The sequence below is a fragment of the Pseudomonas sp. NPDC077408 genome, assembly GCF_050269105.1.
Classification (GTDB): domain Bacteria; phylum Pseudomonadota; class Gammaproteobacteria; order Pseudomonadales; family Pseudomonadaceae; genus Stutzerimonas.
In genome coordinates, this window is the sequence record NZ_JBNNHS010000004.1 from 141,054 (window position 1) to 160,530 (window position 19,477).

General features: G+C 60.6%; 15 protein-coding genes and 1 pseudogene. 8 read left to right on the forward strand and 8 right to left on the reverse strand.

Annotation, left to right across the window (positions count from 1 at the left end):
* The first annotated feature begins 417 nt into the window (after nucleotides 1–417).
* The 3 genes from ACQKEK_RS13170 to ACQKEK_RS13180 all read left to right on the forward strand — a co-directional run bounded on the left by ACQKEK_RS13170 (nucleotide 418) and on the right by ACQKEK_RS13180 (nucleotide 2,969).
* A complete protein-coding gene (locus ACQKEK_RS13170; RefSeq protein ID WP_021208043.1) occupies nucleotides 418–1,692 on the forward strand; it encodes a cytochrome P450 in 1,275 nt (424 codons plus the stop codon).
* Between the two features lie 204 nt (nucleotides 1,693–1,896).
* On the forward strand, nucleotides 1,897–2,118 hold the full coding sequence (locus tag ACQKEK_RS13175; protein WP_319299246.1) for a ferredoxin: 222 nt from the start codon (nucleotides 1,897–1,899) through the stop codon (nucleotides 2,116–2,118).
* Nucleotides 2,119–2,288: 170 nt separating this feature from the next.
* A complete protein-coding gene (locus tag ACQKEK_RS13180) occupies nucleotides 2,289–2,969 on the forward strand; it encodes a TetR/AcrR family transcriptional regulator (protein WP_319299247.1) in 681 nt (226 codons plus the stop codon).
* Nucleotides 2,970–2,996: 27 nt separating this feature from the next.
* On the opposite strand, the gene ACQKEK_RS13185 is transcribed toward ACQKEK_RS13180, so the two are convergent.
* From ACQKEK_RS13185 to ACQKEK_RS13205, 5 genes are all read right to left on the reverse strand, one after another.
* Nucleotides 2,997–4,049 (reverse strand): phosphotransferase family protein, encoded by a 1,053-nt coding sequence (locus ACQKEK_RS13185; RefSeq protein ID WP_499143072.1) that lies wholly within the window; start codon nucleotides 4,047–4,049, stop codon nucleotides 2,997–2,999.
* Nucleotides 4,046–5,347 (reverse strand): acyl-CoA dehydrogenase family protein, encoded by a 1,302-nt coding sequence (locus tag ACQKEK_RS13190; protein WP_499143074.1) that lies wholly within the window; start codon nucleotides 5,345–5,347, stop codon nucleotides 4,046–4,048. The genes ACQKEK_RS13185 and ACQKEK_RS13190 overlap by 4 nt, the downstream gene beginning before the upstream one ends.
* 28 nt (nucleotides 5,348–5,375) lie before the next feature.
* Entirely contained in the window at nucleotides 5,376–6,113 is a 738-nt protein-coding gene (locus tag ACQKEK_RS13195) for an SDR family NAD(P)-dependent oxidoreductase (protein WP_319299250.1), read from the reverse strand.
* A gap of 99 nt (nucleotides 6,114–6,212) precedes the next feature.
* Nucleotides 6,213–8,453 carry a CoA transferase gene (locus ACQKEK_RS13200; protein ID WP_499143076.1) on the reverse strand — a complete coding sequence of 747 codons (2,241 nt, stop codon included), beginning with the start codon at nucleotides 8,451–8,453 and terminating at the stop codon, nucleotides 6,213–6,215.
* Between the two features lie 210 nt (nucleotides 8,454–8,663).
* A complete protein-coding gene (locus ACQKEK_RS13205; protein ID WP_486037887.1) occupies nucleotides 8,664–9,857 on the reverse strand; it encodes an MFS transporter in 1,194 nt (397 codons plus the stop codon).
* Between the two features lie 184 nt (nucleotides 9,858–10,041).
* Between ACQKEK_RS13205 and ACQKEK_RS13210 the strand changes: the two genes are divergently transcribed.
* The gene (locus ACQKEK_RS13210) at nucleotides 10,042–10,467 is read left to right on the forward strand and encodes a VOC family protein (RefSeq protein WP_042926807.1); all 426 of its coding nucleotides are present in this window, start codon (nucleotides 10,042–10,044) and stop codon (nucleotides 10,465–10,467) included.
* On the opposite strand, the gene ACQKEK_RS13215 is transcribed toward ACQKEK_RS13210, so the two are convergent.
* The 3 genes from ACQKEK_RS13215 to ACQKEK_RS13225 all read right to left on the reverse strand — a co-directional run bounded on the left by ACQKEK_RS13215 (nucleotide 10,449) and on the right by ACQKEK_RS13225 (nucleotide 13,313).
* Nucleotides 10,449–11,228 (reverse strand): SDR family oxidoreductase, encoded by a 780-nt coding sequence (locus tag ACQKEK_RS13215; RefSeq protein ID WP_499143077.1) that lies wholly within the window; start codon nucleotides 11,226–11,228, stop codon nucleotides 10,449–10,451. The two genes, ACQKEK_RS13210 and ACQKEK_RS13215, sit on opposite strands and share 19 nt — an antisense overlap.
* Before the next feature lie 70 nt (nucleotides 11,229–11,298).
* The gene (locus tag ACQKEK_RS13220; RefSeq protein ID WP_042926810.1) at nucleotides 11,299–12,342 is read right to left on the reverse strand and encodes an aromatic ring-hydroxylating oxygenase subunit alpha; all 1,044 of its coding nucleotides are present in this window, start codon (nucleotides 12,340–12,342) and stop codon (nucleotides 11,299–11,301) included.
* Between the two features lie 29 nt (nucleotides 12,343–12,371).
* Entirely contained in the window at nucleotides 12,372–13,313 is a 942-nt protein-coding gene (locus tag ACQKEK_RS13225) for a Rieske 2Fe-2S domain-containing protein (RefSeq protein WP_499143079.1), read from the reverse strand.
* Between the two features lie 207 nt (nucleotides 13,314–13,520).
* Here ACQKEK_RS13225 and ACQKEK_RS13230 point away from each other — a divergent pair.
* The 4 genes and pseudogenes from ACQKEK_RS13230 to oadA form a co-directional block, all read left to right on the forward strand.
* Nucleotides 13,521–13,865: pseudogene (locus ACQKEK_RS13230) on the forward strand (LysR substrate-binding domain-containing protein); the annotation flags it as partial.
* A 931-nt stretch (nucleotides 13,866–14,796) separates the two neighbouring features.
* The gene (acnB, locus tag ACQKEK_RS13235; RefSeq protein ID WP_499143080.1) at nucleotides 14,797–17,406 is read left to right on the forward strand and encodes a bifunctional aconitate hydratase 2/2-methylisocitrate dehydratase; all 2,610 of its coding nucleotides are present in this window, start codon (nucleotides 14,797–14,799) and stop codon (nucleotides 17,404–17,406) included.
* A gap of 27 nt (nucleotides 17,407–17,433) precedes the next feature.
* A complete protein-coding gene (locus tag ACQKEK_RS13240) occupies nucleotides 17,434–17,676 on the forward strand; it encodes an OadG family protein (RefSeq protein ID WP_021208056.1) in 243 nt (80 codons plus the stop codon).
* Nucleotides 17,677–17,698: 22 nt separating this feature from the next.
* Entirely contained in the window at nucleotides 17,699–19,477 is a 1,779-nt protein-coding gene (gene oadA, locus ACQKEK_RS13245) for a sodium-extruding oxaloacetate decarboxylase subunit alpha (protein ID WP_499143082.1), read from the forward strand.

Consider the following 19,477-nt stretch of genomic DNA (forward strand, 5'->3'; position numbering starts at 1 on the left):
GAAGTCAAACGGAATGTAGGGAACCTTTCATGTATTGAGTTTTTGCGCACCAGCGCTGCTTGCTCGAAATACTTGGAGAAAACCCAAGCCTCCGTACCCAACGGGGCCTTGGATCGACAAGTCGCAACGCCGCGCTAACGGCGGACCAAGGAGAATTCGCACCCTTGTCCTGAGGCGTTTGGGCACCACGACTTTACGCCGTGTAAACGGCTTCCCGCCCGAGAAATCGCTGTCGCTGTTAGGGTGAGCGCTCTGCTGAACAGACGCCCAAAGCGGACACGCGAATGACTCGGTTATCGCCGCTCGGGAAACGAATGCCACACGGCTCCAACTTGCCTGGATGCCGGGCACATGGCCAAGCCGCCTGTTCGAGGCATGAGAACAACTACAACAAAACCAAATCGGGAATCGAAGCCAATGAGCCAGTTTGAACAACTCGACATCGTCGCGGCCTATCACGCCGTAAGCGACACTTACCTCGGCACCGATGTAGACATCCACGCACTGTGCCGCCAGTACCGCCATAACGAACCGGTGATGAAGGGCGATTTCGTCGATACCTATTTGAAGGTGCCGACAAACGCTGGTGCCAAAGCGGCCAAGGCGACGGTGACAGTGTTCAAGCACAAGGACATCATGGCCATCATGCGCGACGCCGAAACCTACACCAATGGTTTCATCGCCGAAGGGCTAGGCGCGTTCTTCGACGGTCTGATCATCCTTGCCATGGACGGCGAGCAGCACCGCCGGACCCGGGCGCTGCTGCAACCGGTGTTCATGCCAGAGACGGTCAACAAGTGGCGTCCGGAAATCGACCGGGTTATCCGCGAAGACTATTTGCAACCGATGGTGGCGGATAAGCAAGCCAACCTGATGGACTTCGCACTGGATTTCCCGATACGCGTGATGTATGCCCTGATGGGCTTTCCAACCAGCGACACGGAAAAATACAAGACGTACGCTACTTGGGCGTTAGCCATGGTGGCGGGCAACCAGATCGATCCGGAAAAAGCCAAGATCTACGGACCACTGGCTGGTCAGGCGGCCAAGCACCTTTATGATGGAATCAAGGAGGTCGTCGTTGCACGGCGAGCCCAAGGCACCCAAGAGACAGACCTGATCAGTCGCCTGATCAACGCCGAAGCCGAAGGCCGCTCACTGGACGACCATGAGATCACAACATTCGTCCGCTCGCTGACCCCGGCAGCTGGGGAAACCACCACTCGCACGTTCAGCTGCATCATGACCAACCTGATGCAACGTCCCGAACTAGTGGAGCGGATACGCAACGACCGCAGCCTCATCGGCAAACTCATCGACGAGGGGATCCGCCACGAGCCTATCTCGACCTTCAAGGTTCGCCAGACCTCGAAGGAAGTGGAAATTGGCGGGATCATCGTGCCGAAAGGCGGCATGGTTCAGTGCATGACCATATCCGGCAACCGCGACGAGGACGTCTTCGAGAACCCGGACGAGTTTGACATCGACCGCAAAGTAAAGCCGTCATTCGGCTTCGGCTTCGGCCCGCATATGTGTATCGGGCAGTTCGTCGCCAAGGTGGAGCTGAACTGCGCGATCAACGCAATGCTCGATCTGTTTCCAAACATGCGCCTGGACCCATCCAAGCCAGCACCCCGAATTTCCGGTGGACAGCTGCGTGGTACCCGCGACATCCATGTGCTGTGGGATTGAGCGCGTGACGGGCCACGTAAACGAGGCGGCCGCAAGGCCGCCCCTCCACCGTTGTCTAACGCCCGCCGGAAATCGCTGCACTACGGGAGGACATCATGCCTGAACCGAGCAAATGGGCAGCGTTACGGAAACGAGCAAGCCTCTGGGGCGTCCTCATTTTCGCCAATCTGCCACTCTGTCATTAAACCTGGCCGGAGAAACACCATGAGCCTGCACACAACCCAATACCAAGTAATCGCCGACCGCAGCCGTTGCTGCGGTTACGGACTCTGCGCTGCGGTCTGTCCGGAAATCTACAAACTAGACGATGACGGCATTGTCTATCTAACCATCGACCGCGTGCCGCCGGAGTTGGAAGAAGGCGCTCGCGAGGGCGCCGCTGCCTGCCCCGCCGAAGCGATTTGGCTGGACGCGATCACAGACTGAAACGCACGGGATGCGATCTGCGCAGCCAAAGTAAATTCCGATATCGAGCCTACATTCCACTTTGAGGGCAGGCAGACCTCAATCATAACGGTATGCATCATTCACTGGCCTGGCTGCCCTGGCCGAGATGGCTTAGGCTCAGATGCTTACCAATAAGATGTCGAGACACCATGCATCCGCCACGCGAGACCGAAGCCTTTTCCCGAAAACGCGCCACTCTGGAGCGTCTACTTGCGGAGGCGCGCAGAATCTTTGCGGAAAAGGGCCTCGCTGGTGCGAGGCTAGAGGAAATTGCGAGCGCGGCAGGCGTCACGCGCCAATTGATCTATCAATACTTCAGCAATAAGGAGACTCTGTTCACCAGCGTGCTGGACGAAAGCACGGCGCAAATTATAAAGGACCTGCTATCAATGGACCTTGATCAGTTGCCGCCACGCCAGGCGCTGACAGCTCTACTGGAATACCTTTTTGATCAATACGGCGCGGATCCTGAGTTGCGATCACTCGCACAGGAGAGCTTTCGCCTCCATGAGCATGGGACGCACAACCAGAATCGCTTCGGCGCCATAGCTGCACCGCTTATAGAGCTGATCGAACGAATCCTCAAACGCGGCGTTGAAAGCGAAGATTTTCTGCCTGACGTAGACGCGCGTATGTTCTGCGGTGCCTCCATGTTACTGACCACCCTCTGGTTCACCAGTCGCCACATCACTTCCACCGCAACGGGATTTGACACCAATACACCCGCAGGTTTGAAAGCGTGGCGCAGCTACGCGATCGATTTCGTGCTTAGCGCCGTGTTGGCAACGAATCGACCCTCGTTGAGTCGACCCAAGGTTAACGCTGGCTAGCTCAGCGAGGCCGGTTTGCTCGAACAGCTAGCCAATACGCTCTAACGCCTTCTCGAAAAGCCGTAGCGCCGAGGCATGGTGTTTTCTGCCGTGTTCCATCGACACTTTGCCCGCGCAGGCGCGGGCGTAACTGACTTCGAGAAATATGCCAAGCTTGAAAGCCGCCAGTACCAGATACCAGGTAAAGGCTTCGAAGCTTCGGGAGCTGCCCACCACGTAGCGCGCCACCAATTCATCCGCTGCGGGAAAGCCGTCCCAGGGATGCACCTCGATCGTGCCGGCGCCATGGCCGCTGGCGTCCGGCCATGTCACCACCAGCCAGGCCAGATCAAGCAGAGGATCGCCAATGGTAGCCAGCTCCCAATCGACGATCGCGCTGAGCGCCGGCCCCTCGCGGCTGAACATCACATTGGACAGGTGATAGTCGCCATGCAGGATACCGGGGCTGAACCGTTGCGGGCAGTTGTCATTCAGCCAGCGCGCCAGCCGGTCGAGTCCGGGAAGGCTGCCTGCACCCGGCCAACCGGTATAGCCGGCGACGCTTTCAAGCTGATGCAGCCAGCGCGCAACTTGCCGTTGATGGAAACCGTCGGGGCGCCCGAAGTCGTCGAGGCCGATGGCTCGATAGTCCAGCTCATGAAGGCAGAGCAGCGCATCGACCATGGCCAGCCCCATGCGCCGACGCATGTCGCGGTCGGCGGCGTGGGGCAGCGGCAAGCCGGCCGCGGAATTGGGGTTGAAGCCATCCACCGGTTCCATCAGGTAGAACTTCGCGCCCAGAACGGCCTCGTCATCGCAGGCGGCGACCAACCCCGCATGGGGCACCCGGCTGCCCGCCAGCGCTTTTAGCATGCGAGCTTCGCGCGCGATGGTCTTGCCGCCTACTTCTCGTAGCGCCGCCGATGGCCGACGCAGCACGAATTCACGCTCGCCTCGCCGAAAGCGCAGCAACAGGTTTTGAGTGCCACCGGTCAGTCGCACGGCATTTTCCAGCGGCCCGGACGCGAGCTCCCGCCCATCCATCCAGGCGCCCAAGCGGGCGAGATCGACCAGGTCATGCCAGTCAGCCTCGCCGCTCAACGCTGCTCTCCGCTTTGTTCCAGCGTCGCCAGCGCGTCAGCATATTTTTCACGCGCCAGCGCCGCCGCAGTCGGGCGATGGTAGCTGGGAAACAGGCTGTCGCTTGGCTGATAGTCGCGCAGCAGCTGTCTGGCCACCGCCACCTTGTGCACCTCGGTCGGCCCGTCCGCCAGCCCCATCTGGAAGGAGCGCAGGATGTACCCGGCGAACGGCATCTCTTCGGATACGCCGATCGAGCCATGCACATGCAGCGCACGGGCGGCAATGTCATGCAGCACCTTGGGCATCGCCGCCTTTACCGCGGCGATGTCTTTGCGAACGCGCAGATAGTCCTGGTACTTGTCGATACGCCAGGCGGTGCGCATCACCAGCAGCCGGAACTGCTCCAGTTCGATCCAGGAGTCGGCGATCTTTTCCTGCACCATTTGTTTTTCGGCCAACAGGCCACCTTGCGTGGTGCGCGACAGGGCGCGCTCGCACAACGCATCGAGCGCTCTCTGCGCCTGGCCGATCACACGCATGGCGTGGTGCACGCGACCACCGCCGAGCCGCACCTGAGCGACGACGAAGGCTTCGCCGGGCTTGCCGAGCAGGTCGGCGGACGATGCCCGCACCTTGTCGAAACACAGATAGGCGTGCGTCGCCTCCGGATCATCCGCTATGCCGACATTGCGCACGATGGTCACGCCCGGCGCATTCGCCGGAACGATGAACATGGTGGTGCCCTTGTGCACCGAAACGCTCTTATCGGTCACCGCCATGACGATGAAGAACGCCGCATAGCGTGCATTGGAGCCGAACCACTTCTCGCCGCTGATCAGCCAGTCATCGCCATCGCGCACGGCCTCGGTGGTGAACACGCTGGGGTCAGCGCCGCCCTGGGGTTCGGTCATGGCGAAGCAGGAGACGATCTCGTTATCGAGCAAGGGTTCGAGGTATTTGCGCTTCTGCTCCTCGCTGCCGTAGTGGGCGAGGATTTCGCCGTTGCCCGAATCCGGCGCGTGACAGCCGAACACGATAGGCGCGAACAGTGCGCGGCCGAGAATTTCGTTGATCAGGGCCAGGCGTACCTGGCCGTATCCCGGTCCGCCCAGCTCCGGACCAAGATGACAGGCCCAGAGCCTGCGCGCCTTGACCTGCGCCTGTAGTGGACGCACCAATTGCTTGAACAGCGGATCGTGGATGTTCCAGGGGCTGCCCAGTACATGTTCCAGCGGCTCGACCTCTTCGCGGACGAAGCGGTCGATCCAGTCCAGTTCCGTTTGAAAGTCCGGATCGGTTTCGAAATCCCAGGCCATGTCGTGCTCCTAAAAATATGAGTGGCGCTCAAGCGAGCAGCATGCCGCCGTCGACCAACAGGGTCTGACCCAGCATGTAGCCAGCCAGCGGCGAAGCCAGGAACAGCGCAACGTTGGCCATGTCCTGCGGGGTGCCGAGGCGGCCCAGCGGGATACCACGAAGCGCACCTTCGAGACGTTTGGGGTGTTCCGTGGTGATGCGCGTGAGCTTGGTTTCCACCAGGCCCGGCGCGATGCCGTTGACACGGATTCCCTCACGCGCCCAAGCCTCGCCGAGCGTGCGCGTCAAACCGAAAGCGCCGGTCTTGGAGGCGTTGTAGGCCGGATTGCCGCGGGTCGAATGGAAGGCGGCGGCCGAGCTGACGATGAGCATTGCGCCTCGTGATTCCTTCAACAGTTCGAAGAACTTCTGCGCGCAAACCATCAGGCTGGTGAGGTTGATATCGACTACTTTCTTGAAGCCGTCGGTGAGAAATTCCTGACGGTCGTACAGCACCGTACCTTGCGCCTGAACCAGCACGTCGAGTCGAGTGAACGGCACGATCGCCGCCTCGATCAGGTTGGCATTGGCGACATCGACCTGCGCGTAGTGCAGCCCTTCAAGATGCGAATCCGCCGAGTCGGCGTAATCCTGCGCGCTCGGACGAGTGCCCCAGACGTGCACCTCGGCGCCGCGTTGACGGAAGTTCTGCGCGATACCGTTACCGATGCCGCTGGAGCCACCGACGACCAGCACCGTTTTGCCGCTGAAATCCAATTCGTTCATGCGTTATTCCTGTGTGTTCAACCCAACCCGCGATCGAACGATCGGGTCGGGTTCATCGTTGACTTCAGCCGGAGTGGGCCGCCTTTGTGCATCAATTGCCTACAGCCGAACCACACCGGCCGCGGCCAGACGTTCCAGTTCGCTGTTTTCCAAGCCAAGCCCGCCGAGTACATCGCGGCTGTGCTGGCCGAGGGCGGGCGGCGGACGATCCAGCGACAACGGCAGATCACCGAAATCCCAGAACGCGCCAATCTGCTGCAGCTCGCCGAACACCGCATGTTGATAGTGGGTATGCAAGCCAGCCGCGGCGTGGTCGGGGTTGTCGAGAAAAGGGTCGAGCTGCGCCTCGAGAACGGCTTCGGCGGGCACGCCGTGCGCGCTCAAGGATGACAGCGCATCGGCCTGTGTCCGCCCGGCGAAATACGCTTCGGGGTCCGCTCCGGCCAGCGCACTGAAACGCTGCGCTTCTTCGGGCTCCAGCGCCGCCACGGCGATCCAACCGTCATTGCAGCAATACAGCCGGTGCGTGTCGCAGAGGCCGGTCTGGCTGGCGTCCAGATGCGCGATGGGCGTAACGCTGCCGTCCTCACGGCCCACCGCTTCGCTCATGGTGAGCAAGGTCGCGCCAAGCAACGACGCGTTCACCATCTGCCCTTCACCGGTCCGCGCGCGCTGGTAAAGCCCCAACAGCAGAACGTACAACGAAGAAAGTCCTGCAAAGAAATCACCAATGCCAAAACGCAGCCACATCGGCGGTTGGCCGGCACCGCCCTGCTCCACTTCCCAACCGCAAGAGGCTTGCATCAGCTGGTCGAAGCCGGGCCAATCGGCACGTGGTCCGGTGGGTCCGTAAGCGCTGACGTGGCAATAGATGAGTTGCGGATTGATCCGCTTGAGGCTGTCGTAATCGACCTTCAGCTTGCGCGCCGCCGGCAGGCGCATGTTGTGATGGACCACATCGGCCCAACGCACCAGCGCCTCGACCGCCGGTTGACTCAGCTCATCGCCGAGTTTTAGCGCTACGCCCAGCTTGCCGCGCTGAGTCCCACTGAAAATGCGCTCCAGTCGGCGCATGGCATCGCCGGTCGGGGCCTCGACCTTGATCACCTCCGCACCCAGATCGGCCAGCATCATGCAGGCGAACGGCCCAGCCAGATAGGCACCCAAGTCGAGCACCTTGAGACCATGCAAAGGAGGCAACGGCTCGCCCTGACGCCCAGTGCCCGGAACCAGACGCAGCGTTGGCGAGTCCTTGAAGTCGCTGTCATTGTCCGCGCCGGGCTGAGGTGCGGAACGGCCGATGCGTGCCGGTGGGGTGATCATCCAGGCTGGCCCCGGTTGCAGCGTCTTGCCGAGCGTGGCGTCTTCCACTTCGACCACATACCCGTTCAGTCGCGCCTGCTCGTCGAAATAGATGTCGCCGAAGGGCGCGGCAATCTGCGCCGAAACATCGTGCTGCCAGAAATGCTCGACCCACTCATGAGCGGGCCGCGTGGCGATGATGGCCCGGTTGGCTCCGAAATTCGGCGCCACGTGGCTCGGCGGCCATTGCGCATTGAGCCGGGCGACTTCCGCCTCGCCCAGTTCTGCCATGGCATTGGCCATCAATGGGGCTTTATCCGGCGAGTAATGCACATGAATCCAGCGGCCGTCGGCGCACTGGTGCAGCGGGATCGGAATGTGCTTGTCCAGCCCCTTGGCGAATACCGGCGTCGGTGTTTGCGCGCGGCTCCAGTGCATGGTCATCGGGACCAGCGCGGCCTGAGCCAGACTGGTGTGCGCGGCGCCGCCACGGCCATCACGATCACGCGCGATCAACCGCGCCATCACGCCCACCACACACAGCCAGCTTGCCAGCCAATTGGCAAAGGGCATGCGCACGAAGACCGGCCCAGGGCGGTGGCCCGGCTGTTCGTCGAGCAGGCCCAGGCGTGCCAGCACCAGCGTTTCACGTGGCACTGCCCCGGCCAGTGGATGCTTCTTCGGCCAGCCGGTAATGGCCGAAACGATCAACGCAGGAAAGCGCTGCGCCAGCTGTGCATCGTCGAGCCCCAGCGTCGCGGCCTGCTTGGGAGTGAATTCGTGGATAAACACGTCGGCCGCGGCCAGCAGCCGTTCGAGCCGCTGCTGCCCATCCGGCACGTTGATATCCAGCGTGACACTGCGCTTGCCCCGATTGAGCACGGCGAACAGCGCTTCCTCGCGCCGAGCCGGGTTGTCGGGCGGTTCGACCAGAAACACCTCGGCACCCGCTTCGTACAGCTGCAAGCCCGCCGCAGCACTCGCGATACCCGACCCCAGACTGACCACACGCAGGCCGTGCAGCGTTGACTCGTTCATAAGCACCTCTGGGTGTCTTGTTATTGTTCCAATGTTTCACTGTTCTGCTGTTCTACGCCGGAGCGAAACCGAGCCCGGCCTCGTTCGGCGAATTAAGAAGCTAGTGCATGAACCAGGATGATTCCAGTGTCAGACTGATAGTTTTTATACAGAATCCTATAAATTGTTTATTCGCACCGACTTCGTACGATTTTTTGCAGCCTACTGTGGCTAACCCCCGGCAGCGCCTAGCCGACGCGCCTGCCAGCTCCCAGCCAGCAGCACGCCACTCATCAACCAGAACAGCGATGCGGCACCGAGCGCCGCGCCCAGCACGCCGAACAGCAGCGGCATGCTGGCTCCGGAACAATTGATAAATACCGAGCGCACCGCCAGCCCTTCGCCGTGACGCGCACTGGGGGTCACATGGTGCAGTTGTGTCATCAACGCAGGCTGAATAGTGCCCAGCGCAACACCCAGCGTGGCGGTTCCCAGGGCCATCGCCCAGGCGGGGCCGAGCCAGGGGTAGATGGCGTACACCGCTGCGGTGAGCAGCAGGGCACTCAAGATGATCGAGCGCTGCGACAGACGATTGGCCAGTAGCGGTATCAACAGCAGCCGCACCAGTGTCGAGGTGACGGCGTAGGCGGCGAGGATCGCGCCGATCACCGAGGCGCTCATGCCCCGGGCACTGCCCAGAATCGGCAAGGCGAAGGAATGCACATCCCAGCTGGCCGACACCAGCCAGTTGATGAATAACAATCGGCGAAACGACGGCTCGCACAGCAGATCCCATGCAGGGCGTCGCTGCTCGCGCGATACCGGGGCGGCCATCTGTTCGCGAGGCACCCACTGAGACAGCAGCAGCGTACCGAGGGGCAGTATCGCCAAGGCCGCAAACGCAATGCGAAAACCGTAATGATCGATCAGCAGTCCCGTTCCCAGAGGTCCGATCAGGCTGGCCAGGGCCGGCGCGATAGCGATCCAACCGAATACCTTCATGCGCTCGCCTGCGTTACGGGCCAGACGCGCCGCCGTGCGCTGAAGCGCGATCAACCCGAAACTGGAGCCGCCGCCACAGAGTGCGGCAGCCAGACAAAGCCACAGGTAATGACTCGTCGAACTGGCGATCACCGCGCCGGCAAAGGACAGGCTCGCGGCGATGCGTGTCGGGCGGTGATAGCCGTGTCGGTCCGCCATACGACCCGCGGTCAGGGCGAGAAATACCGGCGCGGTCGCAAACATCGCCATCACCACGCCGACCGCCCAGACATCCATATCGCGTTGCAGCAGCTGCAGTGGCGCGGCCATGCGCATCCCGGTCAGGCATGAGTGCATGCCGATCTGGCACAGCACCAGGACCCACAGCTTGAAGTAGGGAAAGGGCTCAGCAAGCGCTCCGTCAGATGACGCCGACAGGGTCACGAGCGGTGCCGTAAGCGGAAGGGATTGATGCAGGGCGTGAAGCAGAATCGGATGCGTACATTCAAGTCATTCTTATTGTTGGAGTCTTGAATATAGACAGATATCAGCTATATGTACAATTACCTAGCATCGCGATGCCAGCATCTGTTCATATGCGATGCGACCACATCCAAGGGAGAGCTTCGTGATCGAACGAATGGACCACTTCACGATCGTGACGGATCAGCTGCAGGCAACGCGCGAGTTCTATATTGACCTGCTCGGGTTGACCGAAGGCCCGCGCCCGCCTTTTCCGGTGGCTGGCTTGTGGCTCTATGCCAACGGCCACCCGCTGCTGCACGTGGTGCAGGTGCAGCGAATGCCAGAGCCCCGCCGCGGCGTGCTCGACCACATGGCGTTTTGGGCCGAAGGGCTGCGGCAGACATGGCAACTGCTCGAAGATCGCGGCATCGAATTTCGTGTCATCAGAGCGCCGGGGGCGGTCCGTACCTGGCAGCTGTTTTTCCTGGACCCAAATGGCGTGGAAGTGGAGCTGGACTTCGCGGCTGAGGAAACGCCTCCCGAAGACTGGAAAGCCCGCTTGCCGCCGCGTCAGATCAAGCCATCGTAGCTCCCGCCATCCACTTGAAGGTTTTGCCCCGAGATGTAGCTCGCCTGAGCCGAGCAAAGAAATGCACAAGCCGCGGCGAATTCTTCCGGCTTGCCGAACCGCCGCGCCGCTACGGGCCTGAGCATCTCGGTGCGCGCATCTTCCAGGCTCAGCTTTCTGTGCTTGGCCAGCTGCTCGGTCATGTAGCGCAAGCGGTCGGTTTCGATGCGTTCAGGTAGCAGGTTGTTGATGGTCACGTTGTCGCGCACCACTTCGCTGGACAACGCCTTGGAAAACGCCGTCAGCCCTGCCCGAGAGGCGGTGGAAAGTCCCAAGGGCAGGCGCGGCGATTTCACCATGGCCGAGGTGATGTTGATGATCCTTCCGAAGCGCCGCTCGCGCATGCCACCGACCACGCCTTGGATCAGCATGATCGCCGACAACATGTTTGCCTCGATGGCCTTCAGCCAGGCCGCATGGTCCCAGTCTTCGATCCTGCCCGGCGCGGGGCCGCCGTTGTTGGTGATCAGGATGTCGGGCGCGGGACATGCGGCGATCAGGGCGGCTCGGCCTTCTTCGGTATTCAGATCGCCGCGCACGGCAAGCGGCCTGTGACCTGTAGCGGTCTCGACTTCCGCAGCCGTGCGCTTCAACTGCTCGGCATCGCGACCGTTGATCAATACGCGGCAACCTTCCTGCGCCAACGCCAGCGCGCAGGCCTTGCCGAGGCCACGAGACGAAGCGCAGATAATTGCGCTGCGCCCTGCGATTCCCAAATCCATAACGCTGCTTCCTATGGTTGCCAACGGTGTCGGCGTATTGCGTGTTCGATGTCCTTGCGCAGGCGAGGTATCAGCCGTCCATACCCAGCAATTGGGTGATGTCCCGACCCGGTTCGGCATCGGATCCATAGGAAAAATCGCCCTTGCGCTGACGTTCGGCCAGTTGTTCCATCTGAAAGCGATAACGCGTGCCGGGCGCATCGAAGCGCGAATGCAGGTCGATGCGCTCACCGGGCTCGAAATAACGCTGGTTCTGCGGACGCACCACGGAGTTGTCCTGCGGCTGGATGATGTAATTGATGCGCGGCATCAGATAGCGGAACGGTGCCGGTGCCGCCGTGGTGTTGAACGTCACGTCGCAGCGCGAGCGGTGCTTGCCCACCGGCAAGAATGGCTGCAGGTTGGGCACGTCGTAACCCGGACGAAAGCGCGGATAGGAGATACACACGTTGCTGCGCAGATGAATATGCAGCACGGCGCGGAAATCTTGGTATTTCGCTCGCACACCGCCGACCCAACGCATCACTGGCGCGACGGACTTCTGCGCGACCGTGCGGGTACGGGTCACGGTTTCCGAGGTCCACTCCACTTCCACCACGTCCGATTCCGATATCCCGTCGCCGATGGTATTGGCATGTAGAAAGTCGGCGTGGGTCAGGTCGATGAGGTTTTCCACCGACAAGGCAGAACTGGCATCGAAACGAACCGTGCGCTGGGTGTAACCAGGAAGACTGCCATCAACCGGCAGAAACGGGATGTGCGGCAGCAGCAAGGAATCGGCCGCATCAGGATTGCCATACCAGGCCCAGATGTAACCGTAGCGCTCGACAACCGGGTAGTAGCCCATACCGCCGGTAAACTCGGTGAACGATGCACGCTCGGCATGCAGGCGCTCGGGATGAAACTCGGCCGCAAATGGCCGACCGTCCTTTCGCCAGAGGTAATAGCTCTGGGAATGGATGATCCGGCGGATGGGCCGCTCGGTGACATCGCGGCTGTGGGATACCGGGAACCAGGTATCGCGCAGGTCATAGTTGGTCGGTGTCCAGTCTTTACGAATCCGGCGCGCAGCGGCTTGCGGCTGTGCATCGGAAAGAGGCGTGGCGGCGTGCATGGAATTCTCCGGGTTCAGCTGAATGAAGGTCAGACGGCGAGGCGCTGTTCAACGACTATCTGCTGACGCAACTCATGTAAGTCACGCGAGGGTGCGACCAATAACGCGGCGATGGCCGAGCCATCGATCGTGGCATTCACGCTGAACGGCGCTCTGCCTGCAGTCCGTGAGACGCGCCAGCGCAACGGCGCGCCCGCCACGCTGGACGTGTACTGGAAACCGCGCCAGCAGAGACTGGTGGTGCCTCGTCGGTTGGCGCTCGCACCGATGAAAAGCGTGCTGAGCGGCGTTTCGTCCTGGCTCAGCAGATCCACCCGAATGGTGCCGCCACGCAGCGGAACCGACGTGCGAACGATCAGCGGGTAGTCGGCAACGAACTGCGACGGCAAGATCTGACTCGACCAGACCGCGCCCCTGTCGAGCACGAGACGGTCGTTCATCAGTTGCGGATCGCCCAGGAAGAAATCCGTTATTTGCACTGCGTCGAAGCCCAACAGGCAGTTGGGGCCATCCAGCATCACGGCGAGGTACTCGTCGTGCGTCATGCTGACGACGGCGTTTCCCGTGTACTCACGCCCCGTAGGGGCATAATCGGCGCTTGGCAGGGTGGCGTCCGGCTCGCCGTCGCCCACCCATACATGCACGAAACCGTTACTTTCTTTTGCCATAAAGGCGCGCGCCGCATGGCGCTGCGGGACGCGTTCGCTGGCGCTCAGGTTGGGGATAGCGGTACAGGCGCCGCTGGCTCCATCGAACGTCCAGCCGTGATAGCCACACTGCAGCCCGGAACCCACGACGCAGCCTAGCGATAACGGCACGCGCCGATGCGGACAGCGATCTTCCAGGGCGAAGACCTGCCCTTCAGCGTTGCGGAACAGAACCAGTTCTTCCCCGCCGCAGGTCACGGCGAGAGGCTTTACATTATTCACGGATTCGCAAAGGGCTGAAGCCCACCATGAGCTGGTCGCCATAGAACGCTTGCCTCGTATTGTTATTGTTTGTGCGATCAGTTGGACCACGGGCTCCTAAACCATCGCTTCAGAACAAAGTAGACCCTGGCGCCGGACGAGACAACAAAAAAATAGGCAATTTTTAACTTTGTGTTCATGTTTAGGGCATGACTAAATACACGCTGCTCACAGCTACCTGTCGGCGCACTCCCGATGCGATTACTTTGGCAATTGGCAATCTTGTTCACCGAGCGGCATCCAAGTCTGCGCTTCCAGCTGTTCGCCTTGAGCAGCGATCAGATTTTGGGAAGGCTGAACCAAAACCAGTTCGACGTGGGCATTCCTATCTTGAGCGTCTCGACCAGGCGTATTTCGCGAGCCTGCCGCTTCGTGCAACACGGTTGCTGCACGACCGGCGTCACTTTCGCTTTCCAGGTGCCTGTTACGTGGGAAGGCGCTGGCGAAGTTTCCGCTCGGCACGTTGTGGAGCGGCATGCATTTTCGGCAGTCAATTGATCACGCGTTGCGCAGTTGCGGCTTGAATCCCGCCCTGGGCTGGAAACCGATGCGGTATGCCGAATCCGGAACACCGCGAGCGGCCGGGCGCATTTCAAGCATCATCCGCTGCCATTGGACCTGTTGCCGGAAACGACCACCCGCGACGGCCAGACGCCGGACCTTATCTTGAAGACCCTGCGTTGCGCGAGGTTGTGCTCGTCAGTCCGTGCGGATTTACCCTTCTCGCCTACGGAACCCCTTGGTCCAGGCGGCCGCGATAGCAATCCACCGTTAGCGCTTGGCAGCTTCGGTGAAGCAAGCCATACACCTACATCCAAGTTCGTCGCCCTCAAGGTGATAAAAATCGGAAAACAGACGGAGCGGAATTTGCTAGCGCATGCATGACGAAGCGATGCACGTGTCCGGGTAGTAGACCAACCTGAGATGGGCGAACCAGCAACCGTCAGCGTTGGCGGAATTGTCTGGCGCGTCACAAACGCCTAAGACAGCGGCATCCTGTCATTGGCAAAACCCGGCGTTCATTGACGGCCCCAAATGAGACAATGGATATCGCAGGCTGACGGTCACCCAGCTCGCTGCGGCAAGCAATCCGGCCTCGAAGAAAGTCTTCGAGCCAAGAATAGGCCCGCGCTTTCAACGCGCCTTTGCCGACACACAGGACTGCCTATCGAAGTCACTGTGCCTCGTCCATGGCGCAGATATACACCACCACCTCTGCATTCACCTTGCTGCGGCGCGCGTCAACTCTCGGTTCGCAGCGGATTCGTTAAGCAAATTTGCATTTGACAACGAACCGCTCTCAACTTACTTTCTGCACGCTTTTCGATATTTTGTTCATTTTATTTAAATCTACTTGAACAGCTCTAAGCGCAGCAGGCTGCGTGATCAGCCTTGTTCGTTTATAACGCCCGGCTTGCTCTGCCTTCGGCTTTTACAACTTAACTTGACTATTCGGCCTGTTTCGGGGGCCGCATGAGAGAACATTGTGCTCGAAGCTTATCGGATTCTACTCGAACAACGTGCCAGCCATGGACTGCCCGGCTTGCCACTGAACGCCGAACAGACCGCAGGCCTGGTCGAACTCCTGAAAAACCCGCCAGCCGGCGAAGAACAATTTCTCCTCGAGCTGATCACCAACCGCGTTCCCGCGGGCGTGGATGAAGCCGCCTATGTCAAGGCTGGCTTTCTCGCCGCTGTCGCCAAGGGTGAAGCCTCTTCGCCGCTGATCAGCAAGCAACACGCCGTCGAACTGCTGGGCACCATGCAGGGCGGTTACAACATCGTTACGCTGGTTGATCTGCTGGACGATCCGGAACTGTCCGACACCACCACCGCACAGCTGAAGCACACCCTGCTGATGTTCGATGCGTTCCATGATGTTGCGGAGAAGGCCAAGGCAGGCAATGCCAACGCCAAAGCCGTCCTTCAGTCCTGGGCTGAAGGCGAGTGGTTCAAGAACCGTGCACCAGTTGCCGAGAAGGTCACCCTGACCGTATTCAAGGTCACCGGCGAAACCAACACCGACGACCTGTCCCCTGCGCCTGACGCCTGGTCGCGTCCGGACATCCCACTGCACGCCCTGGCCATGCTGAAGATGGCGCGCGACGGCATCAATCCTGACGTTCCAGGCTCGGTTGGTCCGCTCAAGCAGATGGAAGAGCTGACGACCAAGGGTTTTCCGATCGCCTATGTGGGTGACGTCGTCGGTACCGGTTCCTCGCGTAAATCCGCTACCAACTCGGTGCTGTGGTTCTTCGGCGACGACATTCCGAACGTGCCGAACAAGCGTGCCGGTGGTTTCTGCTTCGGCACCAAGATCGCGCCGATCTTCTACAACACCATGGAAGACGCTGGCGCCCTGCCGATCGAGTTCGATTGCTCCGATCTGGCGATGGGCGACGTGATCGACGTTTACCCGTACAAGGGCGAAGTCCGTCGTCATGGTAGCGACGAACTGGTCACTACCTTCCAGCTGAAGACCGACGTCCTGCTCGACGAAGTTCGCGCTGGCGGCCGTATTCCGCTGATCATCGGTCGCGGTCTGACCGAGAAAGCACGTGCCGAACTGGGCATGGGCCCAACCGACCTGTTCAAGAAGCCGGAAGCGCCGGCCGAAAGCAACAAGGGCTTCACGCTTGCACAGAAGATGGTCGGTCGCGCCTGCGGTCTGCCGGAAGGCAAAGGCGTCCGCCCGGGCACCTACTGCGAGCCGAAGATGACCACCGTCGGCTCCCAGGACACCACTGGCCCGATGACCCGTGACGAGCTGAAAGACCTGGCTTGCCTGGGCTTCTCGGCCGATCTGGTCATGCAGTCCTTCTGCCACACCGCGGCTTATCCGAAGCCGATCGACGTCACCACGCACCACACCCTGCCGGACTTCATCATGACCCGCGGCGGTGTTTCGCTGCGCCCGGGTGATGGCATCATCCACAGCTGGCTGAACCGCATGCTGCTGCCGGATACCGTTGGTACCGGTGGTGACTCGCACACTCGCTTCCCGATGGGGATCTCCTTCCCGGCCGGTTCCGGTCTGGTGGCGTTTGCTGCTGCCACCGGCGTCATGCCGCTGGACATGCCGGAGTCGGTACTGGTTCGCTTCAAGGGCAAGATGCAGCCTGGCATCACTCTGCGCGACCTGGTTCATGCGATCCCCTACTACGCCATTCAGAAAGGTCTGCTGACCGTCGAGAAGAAAGGCAAGAAGAACATCTTCTCTGGCCGCATCCTCGAGATCGAAGGCCTCAACGAGCTGACCGTCGAGCAGGCTTTCGAGTTGTCGGACGCCTCTGCCGAGCGTTCCGCTGCGGGCTGCACCATCAAGCTGCCGGAAGCCGCCATTGCCGAATACCTGAAGTCGAACATTACCCTGCTGCGCTGGATGATCAGTGAAGGTTACGGTGATGCTCGTACGCTGGAGCGTCGTGCTCAGGCCATGGAAGCTTGGTTGGCCAAGCCGGAACTGCTGGCTGCCGATGCGGATGCCGAGTACGCCGAGATCATCGAGATCGACCTGTCCGAAGTGACCGAGCCTGTGCTCTGTGCACCCAACGACCCGGACGATGCGCGTCTGCTCTCGACCGTTCAGGGCGAGAAGATCGACGAGGTGTTCATCGGTTCGTGCATGACCAACATCGGTCACTTCCGCGCCGCCGGCAAGCTGCTGGACAAGGTTGAAGGCGCCCTGCCGACTCGCCTGTGGCTGTCTCCGCCGACCAAGATGGACCAGCATCAGCTGACCGAGGAAGGCTACTACGGCATCTACGGTCGTGCCGGTGCACGCCTGGAAATGCCAGGTTGCTCGCTGTGCATGGGTAACCAGGCACGCGTGGAAACCGGCTCGACAGTGGTCTCCACCTCGACTCGTAACTTCCCCAACCGTCTGGGCGATGCGACCAACGTCTACCTGGCTTCTGCTGAACTGGCATCGGTTGCCTCGATCCTGGGCCGCCTGCCGACCATCAAGGAATACATGGTCTACGCCGCTCAAATCGACACTATGGCCGGGGATGTCTACCGCTACCTGAGCTTCGACCAGATCGCCGAGTTCCGCGAGTCCGCGGCTAAGGCCAAGATCGACGTGGTTGCTATTTAATCTGAACCTAACCAGGCGGTTTCCGTTATGACCTCAAACCAGCTTATCTGGGAAGGCGTTGAACTTATGCTGTTCGGCTTAGGTTCCGTTTTCATCTTCCTCGTTTTGTTGATTGTCTGCATTCGTCTCATGTCCTCTGTGATTGGCCGGTTCGACACTGCGCCGATCGCTCAGCTGGCTGCCAGCAAACCCGCTGTGACTGAAGTGGACGCCGATCTCCTCGCGGCCATCCAGACCGCTATCCATCAGCACCGCGCTCGTCGTGGTTGATCCAGAACAGGGAGTTCCCTCCATGACATCTGTCAAACAGCCGCTCGGCATCACCGATGTGGTGCTTCGTGATGCCCATCAATCCATTCTGGCCACCCGCGTCCGTCTCGAAGACATGCTGCCGATTGCCGGCAAGCTCGATCAGGTGGGCTTCTGGTCGGTTGAATCTTGGGGGGGAGCGACCTTTGATTCCTGCATCCGCTATCTAGGCGAAGATCCCTGGGAGCGCATCCGCGAACTGAAGAGAGCGATGCCCAATACCCGCCAGCAAATGTTGCTGCGTGGCCAGAACCTGCTGGGCTATCGGCATTACGCCGATGATGTGGTGGAAAAATTCGTCGAGCGCGCCGCGGTCAACGGCGTCGACGTGTTCCGCGTGTTCGATGCGATGAACGATCCACGCAACCTGGAAACCGCCCTGCGCGCGGTGAAGCAGCAGGGCAAGCACGCACAGGGCACGATTTCCTACACCACCAGCCCTGTACATACTCTGGAGATGTGGGTCGACCTGGCCAAGCAGATCGAGGATATGGGCGCCGACTCGGTGGCAATCAAGGACATGGCTGGCATTCTCACGCCTTACATGGCCTTTGAGCTGGTTTCGCGTTTGAAGGCAAGCCTGTCCATTCCGATCCATATGCAGTGTCACGCCACGGCGGGCCTGTCCACTGCGGCCATTCTCAAGGCTGTCGAGGCGGGCATCGACAACGTTGATACTGCCATTTCCTCGTTCTCGATGACTTATGGACATTCGCCAACCGAGTCGGTGGTGGCCATTTTCCAGGGCACCGAGCGGGACACCGGGCTCGATCTGTTGCTGCTTGAAGAGATCGCTGCGTACTTCCGTGAAGTGCGCAAGAAATATGCGAAATTCGAAGGCACGCTCAAGGGCGTCGACTCGCGGATCCTCGTGGCACAGGTGCCGGGTGGCATGCTGACCAATATGGAAGGACAACTGAAGGAGCAGGGTGCGCTCGACAAGTTCGATGAAGTGCTCGCCGAGATTCCTCGGGTTCGCGAAGACCTCGGTTTCATTCCGTTGGTGACGCCGACTTCGCAGATCGTCGGAACTCAAGCCGTGATTAACGTGCTTACCGGCGAGCGCTTCAAATCCATCACCAAGGAAACCGCCGGCATCCTCAAAGGCGAGTACGGCGCCGCGCCTGCTCCCTTCAATGCCGAACTGCAGCAACGCGTGCTCGACGGTGCAGAGGTCATCACCTGCCGCCCTGCTGATCTGCTGCAGCCAGAAATGGACAAGCTGACGGCCGAGCTAAAAGGGCTGGCGCAAGAAAAAGGCATCAAGCTGGCCCAGGACGAGATCGATGACGTCCTCACGTATGCGCTGTTTCCCCAGATCGGCCTGAAATTTTTGGAGAACCGCGGTAATGCCGCTGCTTTCGAACCGGTGCCGACCGGCAAGCAGCAGGCGCCACGCGAAGCGGGCGCACCCGAAGTCTATACCGTCGAGGTCAACGGCAAGTCGTTCGTCGTACAGGTCAACGACGGCGGCGACATCGAGGGAATCAAGCCTGTTGGCGGCGAATCAGGCATAGCACCAGCGGCTGCTGCGCCGGCCGCAGGTACGGGCGAACCTCAGCCGGCGCCGTTAGCCGGCAACATCTTCAAAGTCCTCGTACAGCCCGGTCAGATGGTTCAGGAAGGAGATCTGGTGATCATCCTCGAAGCCATGAAGATGGAAACTGAAATCCGTGCATTCAAGGCCGGCACCGTCTCAGCTGTGAACGTCAAGGTCGGCGACGCGGTGTCGGTAGGCGACAGCCTGCTGATGATCGCTTAA

Coding starts and splice junctions, on each gene's coding strand:
- ACQKEK_RS13200 (WP_499143076.1), bottom strand. CDS start 8,453: ATGAACGAGTCAACGCTGCACGGCCTGCGTGTGGTCAGTCTGGGGTCG.
- ACQKEK_RS13175 (WP_319299246.1), top strand. CDS start 1,897: ATGAGCCTGCACACAACCCAATACCAAGTAATCGCCGACCGCAGCCGT.
- ACQKEK_RS13225 (WP_499143079.1), bottom strand. CDS start 13,313: ATGGCGACCAGCTCATGGTGGGCTTCAGCCCTTTGCGAATCCGTGAAT.
- ACQKEK_RS13215 (WP_499143077.1), bottom strand. CDS start 11,228: ATGGATTTGGGAATCGCAGGGCGCAGCGCAATTATCTGCGCTTCGTCT.
- ACQKEK_RS13170 (WP_021208043.1), top strand. CDS start 418: ATGAGCCAGTTTGAACAACTCGACATCGTCGCGGCCTATCACGCCGTA.
- ACQKEK_RS13240 (WP_021208056.1), top strand. CDS start 17,434: ATGACCTCAAACCAGCTTATCTGGGAAGGCGTTGAACTTATGCTGTTC.
- ACQKEK_RS13180 (WP_319299247.1), top strand. CDS start 2,289: ATGCATCCGCCACGCGAGACCGAAGCCTTTTCCCGAAAACGCGCCACT.
- ACQKEK_RS13220 (WP_042926810.1), bottom strand. CDS start 12,342: ATGCACGCCGCCACGCCTCTTTCCGATGCACAGCCGCAAGCCGCTGCG.
- oadA (WP_499143082.1), top strand. CDS start 17,699: ATGACATCTGTCAAACAGCCGCTCGGCATCACCGATGTGGTGCTTCGT.
- ACQKEK_RS13195 (WP_319299250.1), bottom strand. CDS start 6,113: ATGAACGAATTGGATTTCAGCGGCAAAACGGTGCTGGTCGTCGGTGGC.
- ACQKEK_RS13190 (WP_499143074.1), bottom strand. CDS start 5,347: ATGGCCTGGGATTTCGAAACCGATCCGGACTTTCAAACGGAACTGGAC.